The sequence below is a fragment of the Kistimonas ophiarachnellae genome (assembly GCF_057552235.1).
Window position 1 is genome coordinate 71,995 of sequence record NZ_BAAJPA010000007.1, and the last position, 16,291, is coordinate 88,285.

Sequence of the window (16,291 nt, forward strand, 5' to 3'; positions counted from 1 at the left end):
ATATTCATGCCACGATTCAATTAATAATTAGTTAGCCTAACAAAATATGGAACCAACACAGACAAATACCCCTTCTTCAGATTTGGGGACACAACCTATTCTCCGGCTGTTCTGGCGCTACGCCATCCCGGCCGTTGCCGCCATGATCGTTAACGGCATTTATGTCCTGATTGATGGCATATTCATCGGTCGGGTTGTCGGTGCAGAAGGTCTTGCCGCCCTGAATTTTGCCTGGCCGGTTGCCGGCATCATCATCGGTGTTGGCATTATGATCGGTATGGGTACCGGTACCTGGATGTCCATCAGCCGGGGACAAAACGACCATCGTAAGCCGCGCCTTTATATTGGTAACGCATTGCTGTTACTGGCTGTCTTTGGCCTCCTTTTCCCACTGGTATTCCTGCCGCTGGAAAACCAGATGCTGACATTGCTTGGCGCTACGGGTCATGCGTATGAACTGGCCGGGGATTACCTTACCATCCTCATCACCGGCAGTATCGCAGCACTGGCGGGCGCTGCATTACCCTTGATGATCCGGAATGATGAACGACCACACCTGACCACGATCATCATGGCAACCGGCGCTGTCCTGAACATTGTGCTGGACTGGCTCTTTATTGTGGTCATGGGGCTCGAAGCTGCTGGCGCCGCCATAGCCACCGTTATGGCTCAGGCTGCGGTTGGACTATGGGGTATTGCCTACTTCCTCAGCCGCAAGGCGAATACCCGTATCGCCCTCACTGACATCTGTTTTTCCTGGGTTTATACCGTCAGAACATTGAGCGCGGGACTACCGAGCCTGTTCATGTTTTTCTACTACGGCTTTGTACTGGCAATCCATAATCGACTACTGATGGATTACGGTGGCGTGCTGGCAGTCGGCGCATTCACCATCGTTGGCTATGTGCAGGGGGTCTACTACATGTTCTCTGAAGGTGTAGCGACAGGTATTCAGCCACTGGTCAGTTATAACCATGGCGCCGGCAGTCACCAGCGATTGCTCACTACCCTGCGGATCGGTTTGGGCACCGTTCTCAGCATAGGCATTGGCAGCGTACTGTTGATCAACCTGTTTCCGGAAGCGATTGCCTTCATCTTCAATAAGGACGATATCGCCCTGCAAGAGATGACCGTAACGGCACTACATTTGCATCTGTTCTCCATGTTTCTGGATGGCTTTATTGTGCTAACCGCGGCCTGGTTCCAGTCCATGGCCAAATCCCGCGTGGCCAGCTGGATCACGGCAGGCAATATGCTGGTTCAGATTCCCCTGCTGATAGCCCTGCCGCCCCTGTTTGGCATCACCGGTGTCTTAATAGCCCTGCCGGTATCCAATGTTATTCTTGCGATTCCGGTTGCCTGGGTACTCTGGATGGATCTCCGGACATTGAAGAACCCACAACCCACCCCGGCTTCAGCACAAACAGCAGCCTGACCCCAAACACAGGGCGGATGGATAATCCCCGCCCTGCTTTCCGGTAACATCACCTAAAAAACACGTCACTTGCCAGAGCCATGTGCTTGCACACATACTGAAAGCCAGCATCAAAATGGAGGAGGAGCTGCATGGGCGTGATTCTTGATTTTCCGCATCCAGACAAAGCCAGGGAAGATGATGTTATTGATAACTTTATCCGAAAGGTCGGCGAAAAAATCGGTCTCTCGGAAGAAGAGATCGCCGCTGTCACCAGCAGTTACCGTTCTGTCCATCCCTCACTAACAGAGAAGTTCGAATCACCGATGGAAATTCCGGCGGATGTCAACCTGGATGAGCGCCAGATTGGTATTATCAATGAAGCGCTGAAAGAGCATATGTCCGACCTGTTTGCCTTCTCTGCCAGCATTATCATCGGCCTGCTGGCCCGGGAACAGGTCAACAATCGACTGTCATAAGGTGCTATCGGACAGTGAAACGTGGAAACCAGCCGGAGAGTTCATCCCATAAACGACGGGTAACGGATGAGGGTAAAGCCGGATGAGGTAGCGCGCCATTGAAGCATTGCTGATCTCGACAACGCTGGACGACAAAATCAGTGACGCCTGCTTCCGATAACCGCTTCGCCAGTTGCAGCAATCGCTCTGGCGACAAGAGACTCCAGTTCACAGTCGTTCTGACCTCAAAATTAACATTCTGCTCCTGAAGCATCTTCAGACTACACCAGGCTTTATCACCCGCTGTCGCCCCCGTAATCAGGGGGTAATCCTCCGGCAATCCCTTGATATCAAGACCAACCCAATCCAGCCAGGGAATCAAGGATTCCAATCGGGATGGCGAATGCCCTGCCGTATGCAGTCCGACTTTGAAGCCTCGTTGCTTAACGGCTTGAACGGCGGGCAACAAGGCTTGCTGGAGTATCGGTTCACCACCGCTGAATACGACAGCATCCAGTAACCCGGATCGGTGGTCCAACAATGCCAGCACATCCTCCCATTGCGGGTCATTAGCGTCTGGCGTGATGCTCATTAATGCCGGGTTATGGCAATACTGACAGCGCAGATTACAGCCACGGGTAAAAACGACAGCAGACAGGTTCTCGGGGTAATCCACTGTCGATAGCGGTGTAATACCCGCTATGTTCAACCGATACCCCGGTCGCAACGCCTTTCCCGAGACAGCCTTCATCATTCGCTACGATTTTCCCGAAAGTGCAGACGCTCCTGCTGCTCCTGTTGTTTACCGGGATTAAACGCTGAGACAGGTCGGTGGTAGCCCATAACCCGGGTCCAGATTTCACAGCGTTGACGCTCATGTTCTTCCAGTTTCACAGTTTCATTTGTTTTCATAATTTCTTTCCTGCTATAGATCTTCTGTACCCGTGTGATCGGCTTAACTCACGAGCTGTAACCTTGCCTGTTTTGCCGCAAGCCGCTCTTCATCACAGCGTGGGCAAAACTCGTGCTCACCCGCAAGGTAACCATGGGTTGGGCAAATGGAGAACGTCGGTGTCACCGTGATATAGGGCAGCCTGAAATGTGTCAGTGTTCGACGCACCAACTTCTTGCAGGCAGCAACAGAAGATACCTGTTCTCCCATATACAGATGCAGCACCGTGCCACCGGTATATTTGCATTGCAGGTCGTCCTGCATCTCGAGAGCATGGAACGGATCATCGGTATACCCCACCGGCAATTGCGATGAGTTCGTGTAATAGGGCCGTTCGATCGTCCCTGCCTGGAAAATATCCGGATAACGTTTTCGATCTTCCCTGGCAAAGCGATAAGTCGTCCCTTCCGCAGGCGTTGCCTCAAGGTTATAGAGGTGGCCTGTCTCTTCCTGAAAATCCTGCATCTGCGCACGGATATGATCCAGGAATGCCTGCGCAAATGCCTGCCCTTCTTCTGTCGTAAGATCATGGGCATCATCCGAATAGTTCCGGATCATCTCGTTAATGCCATTAACCCCGATCGTGGCAAAATGGTTGCGCAATGTGCCAAGGTAACGCTTGGTATACGGGAAGAGACCGCTATTCATATAGTGCTGGATGACTTTCCGCTTCACTTCCAGACTGTCTTTTGCCAAACGCATCAGTTCATCTGTACGACGATACAAGTCTTCCCGGTTCCCTTTAGCCAGATAGCCCAGTCTGGCGCAATTAAGCGTAACGACACCAATGGAACCGGTCTGTTCTGCCGAACCAAACAGGCCATTACCTCGCTTAAGCAACTCCCGTAAATCCAGCTGTAACCGGCAGCACATGGAGCGCACCATATTTGGCGTCAGTTCGGAATTCAGGAAGTTCTGGAAATAAGGCAGCCCGTATTTTGCTGTCATACCGAACAACAGATCGGCATTTTCGCAATCCCAGTCAAAATCCGGCGTGATGTTGTAGGTAGGGATAGGAAACGTGAAAACCCGCCCCATCGCATCCCCAGCCATCATTACCTCGATATAGGCGCGGTTGATCATGGCCATTTCAGGCTGGAGTTCGCCATAGCTGAATGGCATCTCTTCACCGGCAATGATGGGGATCTGCTCTTTAAGATCATCCGGACAAACCCAGTCAAACGTCACATTGGTAAACGGCGTCTGGGTACCCCAGCGAGAGGGTACGTTCAGATTGTAAATAAACTCCTGAATGCACTGTTTTACGTCTGCATAGGCAAGATTATCTTTGCGCACAAACGGCGCAAGATAGGTATCAAAAGAACTGAAAGCCTGGGCGCCTGCCCACTCGTTTTGCAGGGTACCCAGGAAATTCACCATCTGACCGACGGCACTGGACAGGTGTTTGGGTGGCGCAGATTCTATCTTGCCGGGTACTCCATTGAACCCTTCATGAAGCAGCGTTCTCAGCGACCAGCCGGCGCAGTAACCGGACAACATGTCCAGATCATGGATGTGAAGATCGCCCTGCCGATGCGCATCACCAATCGCAGCATCATAGACATGGTTCAACCAGTAATTGGCCGTGACCTTACCGGAAACATTCAGAATCATCCCCCCCAGCGAATACCCCTGGTTGGCATTGGCGCGTACCCGCCAGTCCAGTTTCTCCAGATATTCGTCCACGGAGGCTTCCACATCCAGAAGGGTTTTCCGCGTATCACGCAGATTCTTGTGACGTTCCCGGTAAAGAATGTAAGCCTTGGCAGTATCAAAGTAGCCACTGGCAGCCAGGCACTGCTCTACCATATCCTGGATCTGTTCAACGTCAGGTGCCTTGTTGCCCCAGAAACGGTAACTGACCAGCCGTAAGACTTTCTCTGTTAATACCCGGGCTTCATCCTGATCATATTCACCCGTTACCTGACCCGCATGGAGAATGGCACGGAACACCTTGTCATTATCAAACGACACACGCTGCCCATCGCGCTTGATAATCATGGCCGGAATTTCACAATTACTGTCAGACGTTGCCAGAACCATTTCGCTTCACTTATATATTGTTATTACTGGATAGCAAAAGCACTATATGTTGTGCTTAAGGTTCGCAGTGTATACGATCGACGAGGGGATATTTTGACGAAAATCAACGCTCAGCGAGCTGAATCAGACACCATGAAAAACCATGGCATCTGCCGGGAAAAAGTTTTTATAAGGCAGTAGTTTTAGAAAAGTTAAGGTTCAGGGTATTTATAAACCGGATGCTTTGGCGTCATCCCATAGCGCATCCAGCTCTTCCAGAGAGCAATCCTGTAAGCTTTTATCCTGCTCCTGAAGGCGTTGTTCTATATACGAAAATCGACGTCTGAATTTGTGGTTACAGCCCAACAGGGATTGTTCGGCGTCCGCCCCAACATGCCGCGCCAGGTTGACGCAGCTGAACAGCAAGTCGCCAGTTTCATCACGTACGGACGCACTATTATTGCTGCGCCAGGCCTGCTCAAGCTCATCAATTTCTTCACGCAGCTTGTCAAATACCGGGCCGGAATCAGACCAGTCAAATCCCTGCCCAGCTGCTTTAGCCTGAATGGCCTGCGCACTTTTCAGGGCCGGAAGTGATGCAGGCAAATCATCCAGCAAACCCGATGGTTTCTTGCCGGATGATGCCTGCTTTTCAGCCTGCTTGATTTCCTGCCAACGTCGCTTGACATCCGCTTCGTCGACCAACTCACCATCAGATCGGCTAGAAGCCAGCGTACCGTCAGGAAACACATGCGGATGGCGACGAATTAATTTTTCAACCAATCTGTTAAGCACCGAAGAAAAATCAAACAACGATTGCTCTTCAGCCATCCTGGCGTGATAGACCACCTGGAACAGCAGATCCCCCAGCTCTTCTTCAAGATGGGGATAATCTTCACTGGCAATCGCATCCGCCACCTCGTGGGCTTCTTCCACGGTATAGGGGGCAATGCTGGCGAAATCCTGCCGGATATCCCAGGGACAACCCGCCTCCGGATCACGGAGCCGGGCCATCAGATTCAGAAGATCTTCCAGGGTGTACCGGGTCATTTATCGTCCCTTGCGGTGCCTGCGTGCCTCAATGACATTGGACAGCTGACTGATTTTGGCCAATATACGACCAAGGTCATCCAGTGTCGCAATCTCGATGGTCAACAGCATAGTGGCAATATTGTCTTCCTTCGACGTATGCGTGTTCAGGTCAAGCACGTTGACCTTCTCATTGGCCAGCACCACGGTGACATCTCGCAGCAGACCAGAACGGTCATAGGCCACGATCTGAATTTCAACCGGATACGTCTGCTCCTTGCCATCACCCCAGTTCACTTCAATGAGACGATCCGATTCCTGCTCCTGGAGCTGTAACGCATTGGCGCAGTCGGACCGGTGAATAGTGACACCGCGCCCCAAAGTAATATAACCAATGATCGGATCCCCTGGCAGCGGATGACAGCAACCCGCCATCTGCGTCAGCAGGTTGCCGACACCGTGAATGGTAATATCGCCGTCGTTGCGAGTGGATTTTGGCCGGGTCCGCAACTCAAAGACCGATTCTTCTTCCGGCTCCACCTGCCGCTGTGCGGCATTCACCACCTGCATGGTGCGCACATCACCGGCGCCGCAAGCGGCAAACAGATCATCCTCGGCGTTGAAATTCATGGCTTCCGCCAACGCACGGAAGTCCACGCCCTTGATATCCAGACGCTTGAGTTCGGCCTCAATAAAGTGACGGCCCGCTTCAATGTTGGAATCCCGATTCTGTTTGCGGAACCAGTTGACGATCTTGGCGCGGGCACGGCTGGTCTTGACGTAACCCAGATTTTGGTTAAGCCAGTCACGGCTTGGCACGGCATTGGACGCCGTCAGGATTTCTACCTGATCACCGGTATGCAGGGTGTAGTTCAAGGGAACAATCCGGCCGCCCACTTTGGCACCACGGCAGCGATTACCCACTTCTGTGTGAACGCGATAGGCAAAGTCAACCGGGGTGGCGCCCACCGGCAGGTCAACCACATGGCCATCCTTGGTGAAGACATAAACCCGGTCCGGCTCAACGTCCAGCCTCCACTGGTCTGCCAGACCTTCCACACCGTCACCAATCTCTTCCTGCCATTCGAGCACCTGACGCAGCCAGTTGAGTTTTTCCTCATAACTGTCAGCGCTGTTCTTGGTATCGGTCCCCTTGTATTTCCAGTGCGCACAGACACCCAGCTCCGCTTCATCATGCATGGCATGGGTACGGATCTGGACTTCCAGCGTCTTACCCGCTGGCCCTATAACTGCGGTATGCAGGGACTGGTAACCATTCTCCTTGGGAGTGGCAATGTAATCATCGAATTCTTTGGGGATATGGTTCCAGATGGAATGCACGACACCCAGCGCTGCGTAACAATCACGCACCTCATGCACAAGAATACGCAGGGCACGAATATCATAGAGATCCCGGAATTCCAGCCCCTTGCGACGCATCTTCCGCCAGATGCTGTAGATATGCTTGACCCGGCCGTTGACATCCGCCTCGATACCGCTGGCTTTCAACTCGCTCTGCAGGTGTTCAATGGCATCATGGATATACTGCTCACGATCCAGCCGCTTTTCGTCCAGCAGCTTGGCGATTTTCTTGTAGTCCTGGGGCTTGAGATAGCGGAATGCGAGGTCTTCCAGCTCCCACTTGATGTAACCGATTCCCAGGCGGTGGGCCAGTGGCGCATAAATCTCGAAGACTTCCCGGGCCACCCGCTGACGCCGCTCCCGATCCGCATTCTTGACTGCCCGAATCGCACAGGTCCGCTCCGCCAGCTTGATCAGGGCAACGCGAACATCATCCACAATAGAGACCAGCATCTTCCGGACTTTTTCCAGCTGATCCTGCTGCTGCCCCAGCACCTGGGCCCGGGCCGGATTCTGGATAGCACTGATAACCGCCATGCCCAGAACGCCTTTGATCAAACGGGCGACTTCACTCCCGAAACGCTCGCGGACATCACTGAGCGCCAGCTTGTGCTCCCTCACCGAGCGATACAGCAGCGCCGCGATCAGCGAGGCCTGATCCAGTTTCAGTTCAGCAAGGATATCCGTCATCTCCATGCCGATCTTCAGCGTGCTGCTGCCGCTCATCTGCGACCAGCTGCTGGGCTTGCCCGGATTGACCTCTGCCCCCGCCGCCATATCACAGGCTGCCAGCAGCATCTGCTCATCCGCAAGATTCACATCACGCTTCAGTCGTCCGAGCCAGGACTGAAGATCGACACTTCCATCGGAACCCACCGGGTGATCTTCTCGGACCTTAACCATCTACTTGTCATCTCACTTTTTATTAACAGAGGCTGCCTGACGGCAGCCACACAACATCGCATGCTTCGGCATCTCTGTGGATGCTCTTAATCCCGCAGGAATAACGCCATGGTCTCCACATGCACCGTCTGGGGGAACATATCCATGACCGACAAACGGGCCAGACGATAGCCAGACTGTTTCAGAATACCGGCATCCCGCGCCAGGGTGGCCGGATTACAGGACACATACAGCACACGTCCAGGCAACCGATCTACCAGCCTTTCCAGCACTTCCCGGGCACCGGTCCTGGGCGGATCCAGCAAACAGGCGTCATAAGCGGTCTGACTCCATGCCTGATGTGCGATATCTTCACTCAGGTCGGCCCGACTGAAGATGGCATTATTTATACCATTGAGGCTCGCATTATCACGCCCCTTGGCCACCAGCGACTCCACCACCTCCACTCCGACAACCTGACCTGCCCGGCTTGCCAGCGGCAGGGTAAAGTTACCCAATCCACAGAATAGATCCAATACGGTGTCTGTCGGGGAGAGCGCCAACCAGTCAACCGCCTGACTGACCATCTGACGGTTAATAAACGGATTCACCTGAATAAAATCTACCGGCAAAAAACGGAGTTTTAAAGCAAATTCAGGTAACCGGTATGTTAGTGATTCTTGGCCGTCCGGTGAATAGGCACACTCAAGTGGCTGCGGCTCATTGGGCTGATACCAGAGATGGGCGCTGAATTCACGGGCCATCGCCTCCCATCGCGCCTGGTCCTGCGTCGATAGCGGATGAATATGGCGCAGCAGAATGCCCCGGCAGTTATCGCCTGCAGCCAGCTCGATATGGGAAATAGCCCTGGGGTCAGTTGCCGCCTTCAGTGTGGCTTCCAGCGCGGGCAACAGAGCATCAAGCTCAGGCGCCAGCACAGGGCAGGCATCAATCGGAATAATGGTATTGCTACCCATTGCCCGAAAACCCATTAACACCTTGCGGTCCACCCACCTTACGGCCAGTCGGGCACGGTGGCGGTATCCCCAGGCCGGGCTGCGTAACGGGTCAGCCAGAAGATCAGGCTCAAGGCCCGCAAAGCGCTTTAACTGTCCAAGAACGACATCGGTATGCGCGGCAAGCTGACCGTCATGGTCGAGATGCTGGAGGCTACAACCGCCACATGTCCCATACCTGGGACACTCCGGTTGCTGGCGCTGAGGAGATGGCACCAGAATACGATCAATTTCAGCTTCCCACAGCGATGTCTTTTGCTTGACCACCCGTGCAGTGACCGTATCGCCGGGTACCGCCTGGTTAACAAATACAGCTCTCCCCTTATACCTGCCGACACCGCGGCCGTCGTGAGTCAGGGAGTCAATGGAAAGATCGAAGGGAGCAGTCGCTCGCGCGTGACGCGTGCGCGGTTGCATCGGCAGAATTCCTGTCAGTAAAACAAGGGCGTATTGTACGCCTGCTGACAGGAACCGCCAGCGCCTTTACGGGGAACATACACCGGTCGTGTCAGTAAAAACGCCGGTTGACAGGTAACGGTCGCCACGGTCGCAGATGATGGCAACAATGGTCGCTCCAGATACCTCGCGATCCACTTTCAACGCCGCTGCAACAGCCCCACCGGACGATACGCCGCAGAAAATACCTTCTTCCCGGGCCAGTCGACGCATGGTGTCTTCCGCCTCTTTCTGACCAATATCCATGACCTGATCCACTTGAGCAGCGTTGAAGATGCCAGGACGGTAAGCTTCCGGCCAACGACGTATACCGGGGATTGAGGCATTTTCCGCTGGCTGCAGACCGATGATCTGAATATCGGGATTGACTTCCTTGAGATAGGCCGAAGTCCCCATGATGGTTCCAGTAGTTCCCATGGAGCTGATGAAATGGGTGATTTCCCCATCCGTCTGCCGCCAGAGCTCCGGCCCCGTTCCCCGGTAATGGGCCAGTGGGTTGTCAGCATTATTAAATTGATCCAGTACCCGCCCACGGCCTTCCTGTTGCATTTTCAGCGCGAGATCACGGGCGCCTTCCATACCCTCCTGCTTAGAAACTTCAATCAGTTCAGCCCCATAGGCCGTCATGGCGGCCTTGCGCTCTTCGCTCATATGGTCGGGCATGATCAGTACCATCCGGTAACCTTTCATGGCCGCTACCATTGCGAGCGCTATACCGGTATTACCACTGGTGGCTTCGATCAGGGTATCACCGGGGCGAATGTCGCCACGCCGTTCAGCTTCCTGAATCATGGAGAGTGCCGGACGGTCTTTCACAGAACCCGCCGGATTATTACCTTCCAGCTTGACCAATACGGTATTGCGCCCTGACGCAGGCAGTCGCTGTAACCTGATCAGCGGCGTCTCACCGACAAGGTCTTCAATTGTTGGATAATCCATACGCGTCCGTTTCACTCTCACTCCAAAACCATGACATCACACTGCCACGTCCCCACCTTTGTCAGGCAGATTGTCTGTCCGTTTTATCGCTTACCAGACCAGCCAGGCAAAGGCGGTCAGTATAACAATGCACACCAGGTTGAGATAAACACCCGCCCGCATCATCTCCCGCTGCTTGATATGGCCTGAACTGAACACAATGGCATTGGGCGGTGTCGCCACCGGCAGCATAAAGGCGCAGGATGCTGCTATGGCAATCAACACCGACAGAATTAACGGAGAAATGCCTAATGCTTCCGCGATGGTCGCAAACACCGGCACCAGCAAGGCAGCGCTAGCGGTATTGCTGGCAAACTCAGTAAGAAATACCACGAAAACCGCTACGGTCAGCAACGTCACCAGCAGTCCCGCCTGCTCCAGAAATCCACCAATTTCATGGGCCAGGAAGACACTGGTACCGGTCGCCTTCAGGACATTACTCAGGCAGATGCCACCACCAAAAAGAATTAATACGCCCCACTCGGTGGATTTATCAATATCTTTCCATTCGACAACTCGCGACACACCCAGCAATACAATCGCCAGCAAAGCCACCAGCGTGTCAAACTTGCTGAAACCACCGAGCCAGACGTTGATCGGTTTACTGAATATCCACAGGGTGACCGTCAGGGCGAATATGGCCAGTGTCATCAGCCGTTGACGATTCCACTCGATCACCTTGTGATCCAATTCAAAGGTATGATTCAGGTTTGGCTTGAGCAGCAGATAAAGAACACCCACAGCCACTGGCAGGAGCACTAGTGTCACCGGCAAGCCAAACGCCATCCACTCTGTAAAGCCAATGCCGACTTCAGCCGCCGCAATGGCATTGGGTGGGCTGCCAACAATCGTGGCAATACCGCCGATGCTGGCGCAGTAGGCAATCCCGAGCAAAACAAAAACTAAAGTATTGCGCTCGTTCTCGGTATCCACTTTGGCCAAAACGCCCATGACCAGCGGAAGCATCATTGCAGCAGTCGCAGTATTACTGATCCACATCGAGAGCCCTGCCGTCACCGCAAACAGCATGATGACTGCTACCGACATACGACCACGGGCCAGCACCAGCACCTTATCGGCAATCAATTGATCCAGTTTCTGTTTATGCAGCGCCGCCGCCAGGGCAAAACCACCCAGGAACAGAAAGATGATGGGATTGGCAAAACTACTCAGCGCCTGAGGTGTTTCAAAGACATCAAACGCGACCGCCAGTACCGGCACCAGTATGGCCGTGATACTGACATGTACCGCTTCCGTCAGCCAGAGGATGGCGATAAATGCGAGGATGCTCAGGCCGGTCACCACCTCCTGCTCAAAAGGCAGGGTATTGAGCAACACGGCAAACAGTATGCAGTCAGCAAGAAAGGTTAAACGTTTCCTGTCGAAGAATGCCTGTTTGGAACCCACTTCAGCGACGGCCATAAACGCTCCTGCAACGTTCGACAACAGCAACCCTTTTTATTGCTTACTGCTGCCATTGACACGATGAACCGGGCTGCATCTTAACGGTTTTGATCCCCGTATTTAAAGCTTTTCCTCCAGCACAAGAAAACGGTATCGACCGGTAACAGAAACACACAAAATGCTCGCTATTTTATGCGACAATGCTCGAGCATGGCTGCAACACACAGCCAGAAAAAATCAATAACAACACGACTCAGCCAGTTTGATAAGAACATGAAAAAGAAACTGACCAGCATCAAGCATCGTGTTTTGCTGCTTGCCCTTCTCCCCGGTCTGGCCGCCGCTATACTGCTGGGGTTCGGTCTGACATGGCTCTATCTGAATGACATCAACCAGCGTCTGGAACAACAGGCAATACGTACGGCGGAACAGTTAAGCCTGCTCAACGGGCATGCACTTCAGGCGAACGACAGCGATTTATTGCAGAGCCTTGCTGACACCTCTCTGAGCCGTCAGGACATCCGGGCCGTCAGTGTTTACGACGGCGCAGGTCAGGAAATCATTCATTCCGGCTCCCGTTTTGCACGACAACAAACACTGAAATCCCTGCCTGAAACCAGTCAGTTGACCCGTTTGGACACTGGGTTATGCGTCATCACGCCCATCTATGCCGGGGGCAATCTATCAGCCATCAACCTGACACCATCCGTAAAACCCACGGGATGGATCAAAATTCGTTTTTCCCGCGACAGCACAGACATTCACCAATACCAATTAATTCTGCTCAGCAGCCTGCTTTTACTGAGCTCCCTGTTACTCACCATCATTGCGGGCCTGCGACTGGCTGGCAGTATTACCCGTCCTATCCAACACATCAGCGATGCTGTCTCAGCCATCAGCCGCGGTAAACTGGATACCCGTATTCATACCGGTGCAGGGGCAGAGCTCGCGCAACTGGAAAATGGCATCAACCAGATGGTGACCTCGCTGCAGGATGCTTACCAGGAAATGCAGCAGACCATTGACCAGGCAACCGAAGACCTACACGAAACCATGGAAACCCTGGAAGTCAAAAATGCTGAATTGGATATGGCCAGAAAACGGGCCCAGGAAGGCAGCCGGGTTAAATCCGAATTCCTGGCTAACATGAGCCACGAAATCCGAACGCCCCTCAACGGTATTATTGGTTTCACCAACCTGCTACTGAAATCCAACCTGAACGAAACCCAGCGCGAATACCTGACCACCCTGCAGAACTCTGCAGAGGGTCTGCTGGCGATGATCAATGACATCCTCGATTTTTCCAAGATAGAAGCGGGTAAGCTGGTACTGGAAAGCACGCCCTTGAACCTGCGGGAACTGGTAGATGAAGTCCTCGCTATCGCGGCGCCCACAGCCCACGACAAATCACTGGAAATCGCCTGCCTGATCTACCGGGATGTTCCGCTGGACATCATCGGCGACCCACTCCGACTCCGACTCCGACAGGTCTTGACCAACCTGGTCAATAACGCCATCAAATTTACCAGTGACGGCTCTGTCGTCGTCCGCGTCATGCTGGATCACCAGGAAGACGGGCATGCCATCCTGAAAATCAGTGTCACTGATACGGGTGTCGGCATTTCGGAAACCCAGCAAAAACACCTGTTCCAGGCCTTTTCACAGGTAGATAACTCCCGTACCCGAAAGATCGGTGGTACCGGTCTTGGACTGGTGATCTGCAAAAACCTGGTCGAACAAATGCAAGGTGATATTGGCCTGGAAAGCCATATCGGGGAAGGCAGTACGTTCTGGTTTACTTTCAAGGCGCCCTTCGCCGCCGAAGGCCAGCTCAGCCAACTCAATTGCCGACTGCCGGGCAAGAAGGTTTTGCTGTTTGAACCACGCCGTTACACACGCTATGCGTTCGAGCAGCTACTGGAAGAGTTTGACATGATGGTCCGCGGCTGTGACCAGCTGGCCCATTTTGAAGAAGCCCTGACTGAGCAGAATCGGGAAATATTTGACCTCGTCGTAATCGGTCATGATCCCGCCAGCCTGGACAGTGACCGGATATTCCAGTTAATTGACCAGACGCCCGATGACACTCTCTTCCTGGTCACCGCCATGACCGGCTACCTGGATAGCATCAGCACTATGGCAGCAAAAGCATCCCATACGGTACTGACATTGGCCAAACCACCGTGCCGTAACCGCCTATCCCGCACCATCATGCATGCTTTAAGTAGCCGACTGGAAACGCACTTACCCTCAGAGGAACAAATCCAGATCAAGCAGAGCCTGCCAAGACAGCCCCACATCCTGGCGGTTGATGACAACGAGGCCAACCTGAAGCTCCTCTGCGCCTTGCTGGACGATCTGGGCGTAGAGACCACCGCCGTCAATAACGGACAGGCAGCGATTGATATTGCACGCAACCGCCACTTTGACCTGGTATTTATGGATGTTCAGATGCCCGTCATGGACGGTATGGAAACCACCCGTCGCCTTCGGGAACAGGAAGTCTCGGAAAGTCGCATGCCGATTATCGCCCTGACCGCCCACGCCCTGGCCGAAGAGAAAAAGCAGTTGCTGCTGGCAGGCATGGATGACTACCTCAGCAAACCGATCAGTGAATCCCAGCTACGCCATGTCATTCAAAAGTGGACCGGCTTGAGGCTACTCGCCTCCCAGCAGGAAACCGGCGAAACCGCCCACCCCGCTTTCAGCAGCAAAAATGGCATTCCGGTGGTGGATCACTCGCAAGGATTACACCTTGCCGGCGGCAAAAAAGAACTGGCAGATGAGTTGTTGACCATGCTGCTGGATGAACTGCCCGATGATCGAAACGCCATTATTGATCTCTGGCAGGATCACAACCTTGATCAACTACTGGAAATTATTCACAAGCTGCATGGTGCGACCCGTTACTGCGGTGTGCCCCTGCTGCAGGAAACCTGTCTGGAAGCCGAATCCCTGCTCAAGCAAAGCAGCAATGATTTAACGGAAGAATCCCTCAACCAGGCCATTAAACGACTGCTGGCAGAAATTGATCGCCTTCAGCAATGGCGTTCTGTCAGCATGAAAAAACCGGATTACGCCTGACCGAACTGACCTATATCCTCAAGCGGCATGTGCCGCTTGTATCTCTCTGACTGGTACATGCAGTATCAGCTTTGCACGTGGCATTCAGGGAATATGAAACTCCGGTTTTGCATCACAATCATGAGTCAACCAACACTGATTCAGCCTTTCACTGTCGCCCAACCAGTCAAGACACCATTCCAGCGCAGGCCCACGCACTTCATCATTCCAGGCAACATGGCAAGTTGTGTTCCAGGGCACGCCGTGAATGGCTCGTCCCACCAAAAGACCATTGTCCAGATAATACCTGGCAAAATGTCTAGGCAGTGTTGTCACACCAATGCCCTGCATAACGCACTCAATGGCATTACGGAAATTGGGGACAACCAGTACGGAAGGATTATCATCCAGCCAGTTTTCTCCCGGCCTGAAATAACGGGCACTGTCTTCTATCGTGATGGTCAGATAATCCCGCAGCTGCTCGGCGGTCAAAGGCGCTTCTGCCTGGGTTAACGGGTGATCTGGCGACATGACCAGCTCCCACTCCAGCAAGCCCATGGAACGGAAATCAAACCGACTCTGACCCGGTATGATTTCGGGTACTGTCTGAGGCGCACCGATTGCCAGCTGGCAACGCTGGTGAAACAGGGCATCCCAGCAGCCGATATAAATTTCCCCATTCACCACAAGCCGCGTGGTGGGAAAAGCGGCATTGAAATCACGAATCAGGTCGTACATCACCCCCTGGTTTACGACATTGTCGATGGCAATGCGCAACTCACGTTCATAGCCCTGGGCAACCTGGCGGGTACTGTCTTCCAGCTGCCGAACCTTATCCAGCAGACGACCGGCATGCTTGAGAAAATGCTCACCGGCCGGCGTCAGCGCCACCCGCTTGCTGTCGCGGACAAAGAGCTGAACATCCAGCTGTTCCTCCAGTTTTCGCACGGTATAACTGATGGCTGACGGCACCTTGTGCAGGTGCTGGGCAGCCACCGTGAAACTACCGTAATGGGCGACAGCCTGGGCGACCTGTATCGACTCGGTCTGGATCATGCCACTCTCTCACATTCAATGAACAGAAAAACCGTTATCCCGGCAGACCATATGCTGAAAGGAGGATGAGACAGGATCACCTTGAGGGAGAGACTCCGGACAGGACAACCTGAACAAAAAAGACAGCGAGAGGAAGCAGGACAAAGACTAAAAGGGAGCGCTATTATCCGACAAGCATCGCTGGCAATACAACGACATA

General features: G+C 53.4%; 12 protein-coding genes. 3 read left to right on the forward strand and 9 right to left on the reverse strand.

Annotated elements, in window-relative coordinates:
- Nucleotides 1-46 precede the first annotated feature (46 nt).
- Together AC27K1_RS10450 and AC27K1_RS10455 are read left to right on the forward strand one after the other, a co-directional pair.
- Nucleotides 47-1,435, forward strand: coding sequence for an MATE family efflux transporter (locus tag AC27K1_RS10450; protein WP_487150375.1), 1,389 nt, complete (start codon nucleotides 47-49; stop codon nucleotides 1,433-1,435).
- A 131-nt stretch (nucleotides 1,436-1,566) separates the two neighbouring features.
- On the forward strand, nucleotides 1,567-1,893 hold the full coding sequence (locus tag AC27K1_RS10455; protein WP_487150377.1) for a hypothetical protein: 327 nt from the start codon (nucleotides 1,567-1,569) through the stop codon (nucleotides 1,891-1,893).
- 4 nt (nucleotides 1,894-1,897) lie between these two features.
- On the opposite strand, the gene AC27K1_RS10460 is transcribed toward AC27K1_RS10455, so the two are convergent.
- The 8 genes from AC27K1_RS10460 to AC27K1_RS10495 all read right to left on the reverse strand — a co-directional run bounded on the left by AC27K1_RS10460 (nucleotide 1,898) and on the right by AC27K1_RS10495 (nucleotide 11,991).
- Complete coding sequence (locus AC27K1_RS10460; protein ID WP_487150379.1) at nucleotides 1,898-2,626, reverse strand: anaerobic ribonucleoside-triphosphate reductase activating protein; 729 nt, start codon at nucleotides 2,624-2,626, stop codon at nucleotides 1,898-1,900.
- Nucleotides 2,623-2,784: an anaerobic ribonucleoside-triphosphate reductase gene (gene nrdD / locus AC27K1_RS10465; protein ID WP_487150381.1), complete on the reverse strand. Its 162-nt coding sequence runs from the start codon at nucleotides 2,782-2,784 to the stop codon at nucleotides 2,623-2,625. The genes AC27K1_RS10460 and nrdD overlap by 4 nt, the downstream gene beginning before the upstream one ends.
- Nucleotides 2,785-2,827: 43 nt before the next feature.
- Nucleotides 2,828-4,867 (reverse strand): ribonucleoside triphosphate reductase, encoded by a 2,040-nt coding sequence (locus AC27K1_RS10470; RefSeq protein WP_487150383.1) that lies wholly within the window; start codon nucleotides 4,865-4,867, stop codon nucleotides 2,828-2,830.
- A gap of 207 nt (nucleotides 4,868-5,074) precedes the next feature.
- On the reverse strand, nucleotides 5,075-5,896 hold the full coding sequence (mazG, locus tag AC27K1_RS10475) for a nucleoside triphosphate pyrophosphohydrolase (RefSeq protein WP_487150385.1): 822 nt from the start codon (nucleotides 5,894-5,896) through the stop codon (nucleotides 5,075-5,077).
- Entirely contained in the window at nucleotides 5,897-8,140 is a 2,244-nt protein-coding gene (gene relA, locus AC27K1_RS10480) for a GTP diphosphokinase (protein ID WP_487150387.1), read from the reverse strand.
- 86 nt (nucleotides 8,141-8,226) lie between these two features.
- Nucleotides 8,227-9,552, reverse strand: coding sequence for a 23S rRNA (uracil(1939)-C(5))-methyltransferase RlmD (gene rlmD / locus AC27K1_RS10485; RefSeq protein WP_487150389.1), 1,326 nt, complete (start codon nucleotides 9,550-9,552; stop codon nucleotides 8,227-8,229).
- 66 nt (nucleotides 9,553-9,618) lie between these two features.
- The gene (cysM, locus tag AC27K1_RS10490; protein WP_487150391.1) at nucleotides 9,619-10,530 is read right to left on the reverse strand and encodes a cysteine synthase CysM; all 912 of its coding nucleotides are present in this window, start codon (nucleotides 10,528-10,530) and stop codon (nucleotides 9,619-9,621) included.
- A 90-nt stretch (nucleotides 10,531-10,620) separates the two neighbouring features.
- Complete coding sequence (locus AC27K1_RS10495) at nucleotides 10,621-11,991, reverse strand: SLC13 family permease (protein ID WP_487150393.1); 1,371 nt, start codon at nucleotides 11,989-11,991, stop codon at nucleotides 10,621-10,623.
- Nucleotides 11,992-12,183: 192 nt separating this feature from the next.
- Between AC27K1_RS10495 and AC27K1_RS10500 the strand changes: the two genes are divergently transcribed.
- Entirely contained in the window at nucleotides 12,184-15,057 is a 2,874-nt protein-coding gene (locus AC27K1_RS10500) for a response regulator (protein WP_487150395.1), read from the forward strand.
- Nucleotides 15,058-15,141: 84 nt separating this feature from the next.
- On the opposite strand, the gene AC27K1_RS10505 is transcribed toward AC27K1_RS10500, so the two are convergent.
- The gene (locus tag AC27K1_RS10505; protein ID WP_395182934.1) at nucleotides 15,142-16,092 is read right to left on the reverse strand and encodes a LysR substrate-binding domain-containing protein; all 951 of its coding nucleotides are present in this window, start codon (nucleotides 16,090-16,092) and stop codon (nucleotides 15,142-15,144) included.
- Nucleotides 16,093-16,291 lie beyond the last annotated feature (199 nt).

Bases quoted from the DNA above. Each gene is read 5' to 3' on its own strand.
- rlmD (WP_487150389.1), bottom strand. From the start codon at position 9,552: ATGCAACCGCGCACGCGTCACGCGCGAGCGACTGCTCCCTTCGATCTT.
- AC27K1_RS10455 (WP_487150377.1), top strand. From the start codon at position 1,567: ATGGGCGTGATTCTTGATTTTCCGCATCCAGACAAAGCCAGGGAAGAT.
- relA (WP_487150387.1), bottom strand. From the start codon at position 8,140: ATGGTTAAGGTCCGAGAAGATCACCCGGTGGGTTCCGATGGAAGTGTC.
- AC27K1_RS10505 (WP_395182934.1), bottom strand. From the start codon at position 16,092: ATGATCCAGACCGAGTCGATACAGGTCGCCCAGGCTGTCGCCCATTAC.
- AC27K1_RS10470 (WP_487150383.1), bottom strand. From the start codon at position 4,867: ATGGTTCTGGCAACGTCTGACAGTAATTGTGAAATTCCGGCCATGATT.
- nrdD (WP_487150381.1), bottom strand. From the start codon at position 2,784: ATGAAAACAAATGAAACTGTGAAACTGGAAGAACATGAGCGTCAACGC.
- AC27K1_RS10450 (WP_487150375.1), top strand. From the start codon at position 47: ATGGAACCAACACAGACAAATACCCCTTCTTCAGATTTGGGGACACAA.
- AC27K1_RS10500 (WP_487150395.1), top strand. From the start codon at position 12,184: ATGGCTGCAACACACAGCCAGAAAAAATCAATAACAACACGACTCAGC.
- AC27K1_RS10460 (WP_487150379.1), bottom strand. From the start codon at position 2,626: ATGATGAAGGCTGTCTCGGGAAAGGCGTTGCGACCGGGGTATCGGTTG.
- AC27K1_RS10495 (WP_487150393.1), bottom strand. From the start codon at position 11,991: ATGGCCGTCGCTGAAGTGGGTTCCAAACAGGCATTCTTCGACAGGAAA.
- mazG (WP_487150385.1), bottom strand. From the start codon at position 5,896: ATGACCCGGTACACCCTGGAAGATCTTCTGAATCTGATGGCCCGGCTC.
- cysM (WP_487150391.1), bottom strand. From the start codon at position 10,530: ATGGATTATCCAACAATTGAAGACCTTGTCGGTGAGACGCCGCTGATC.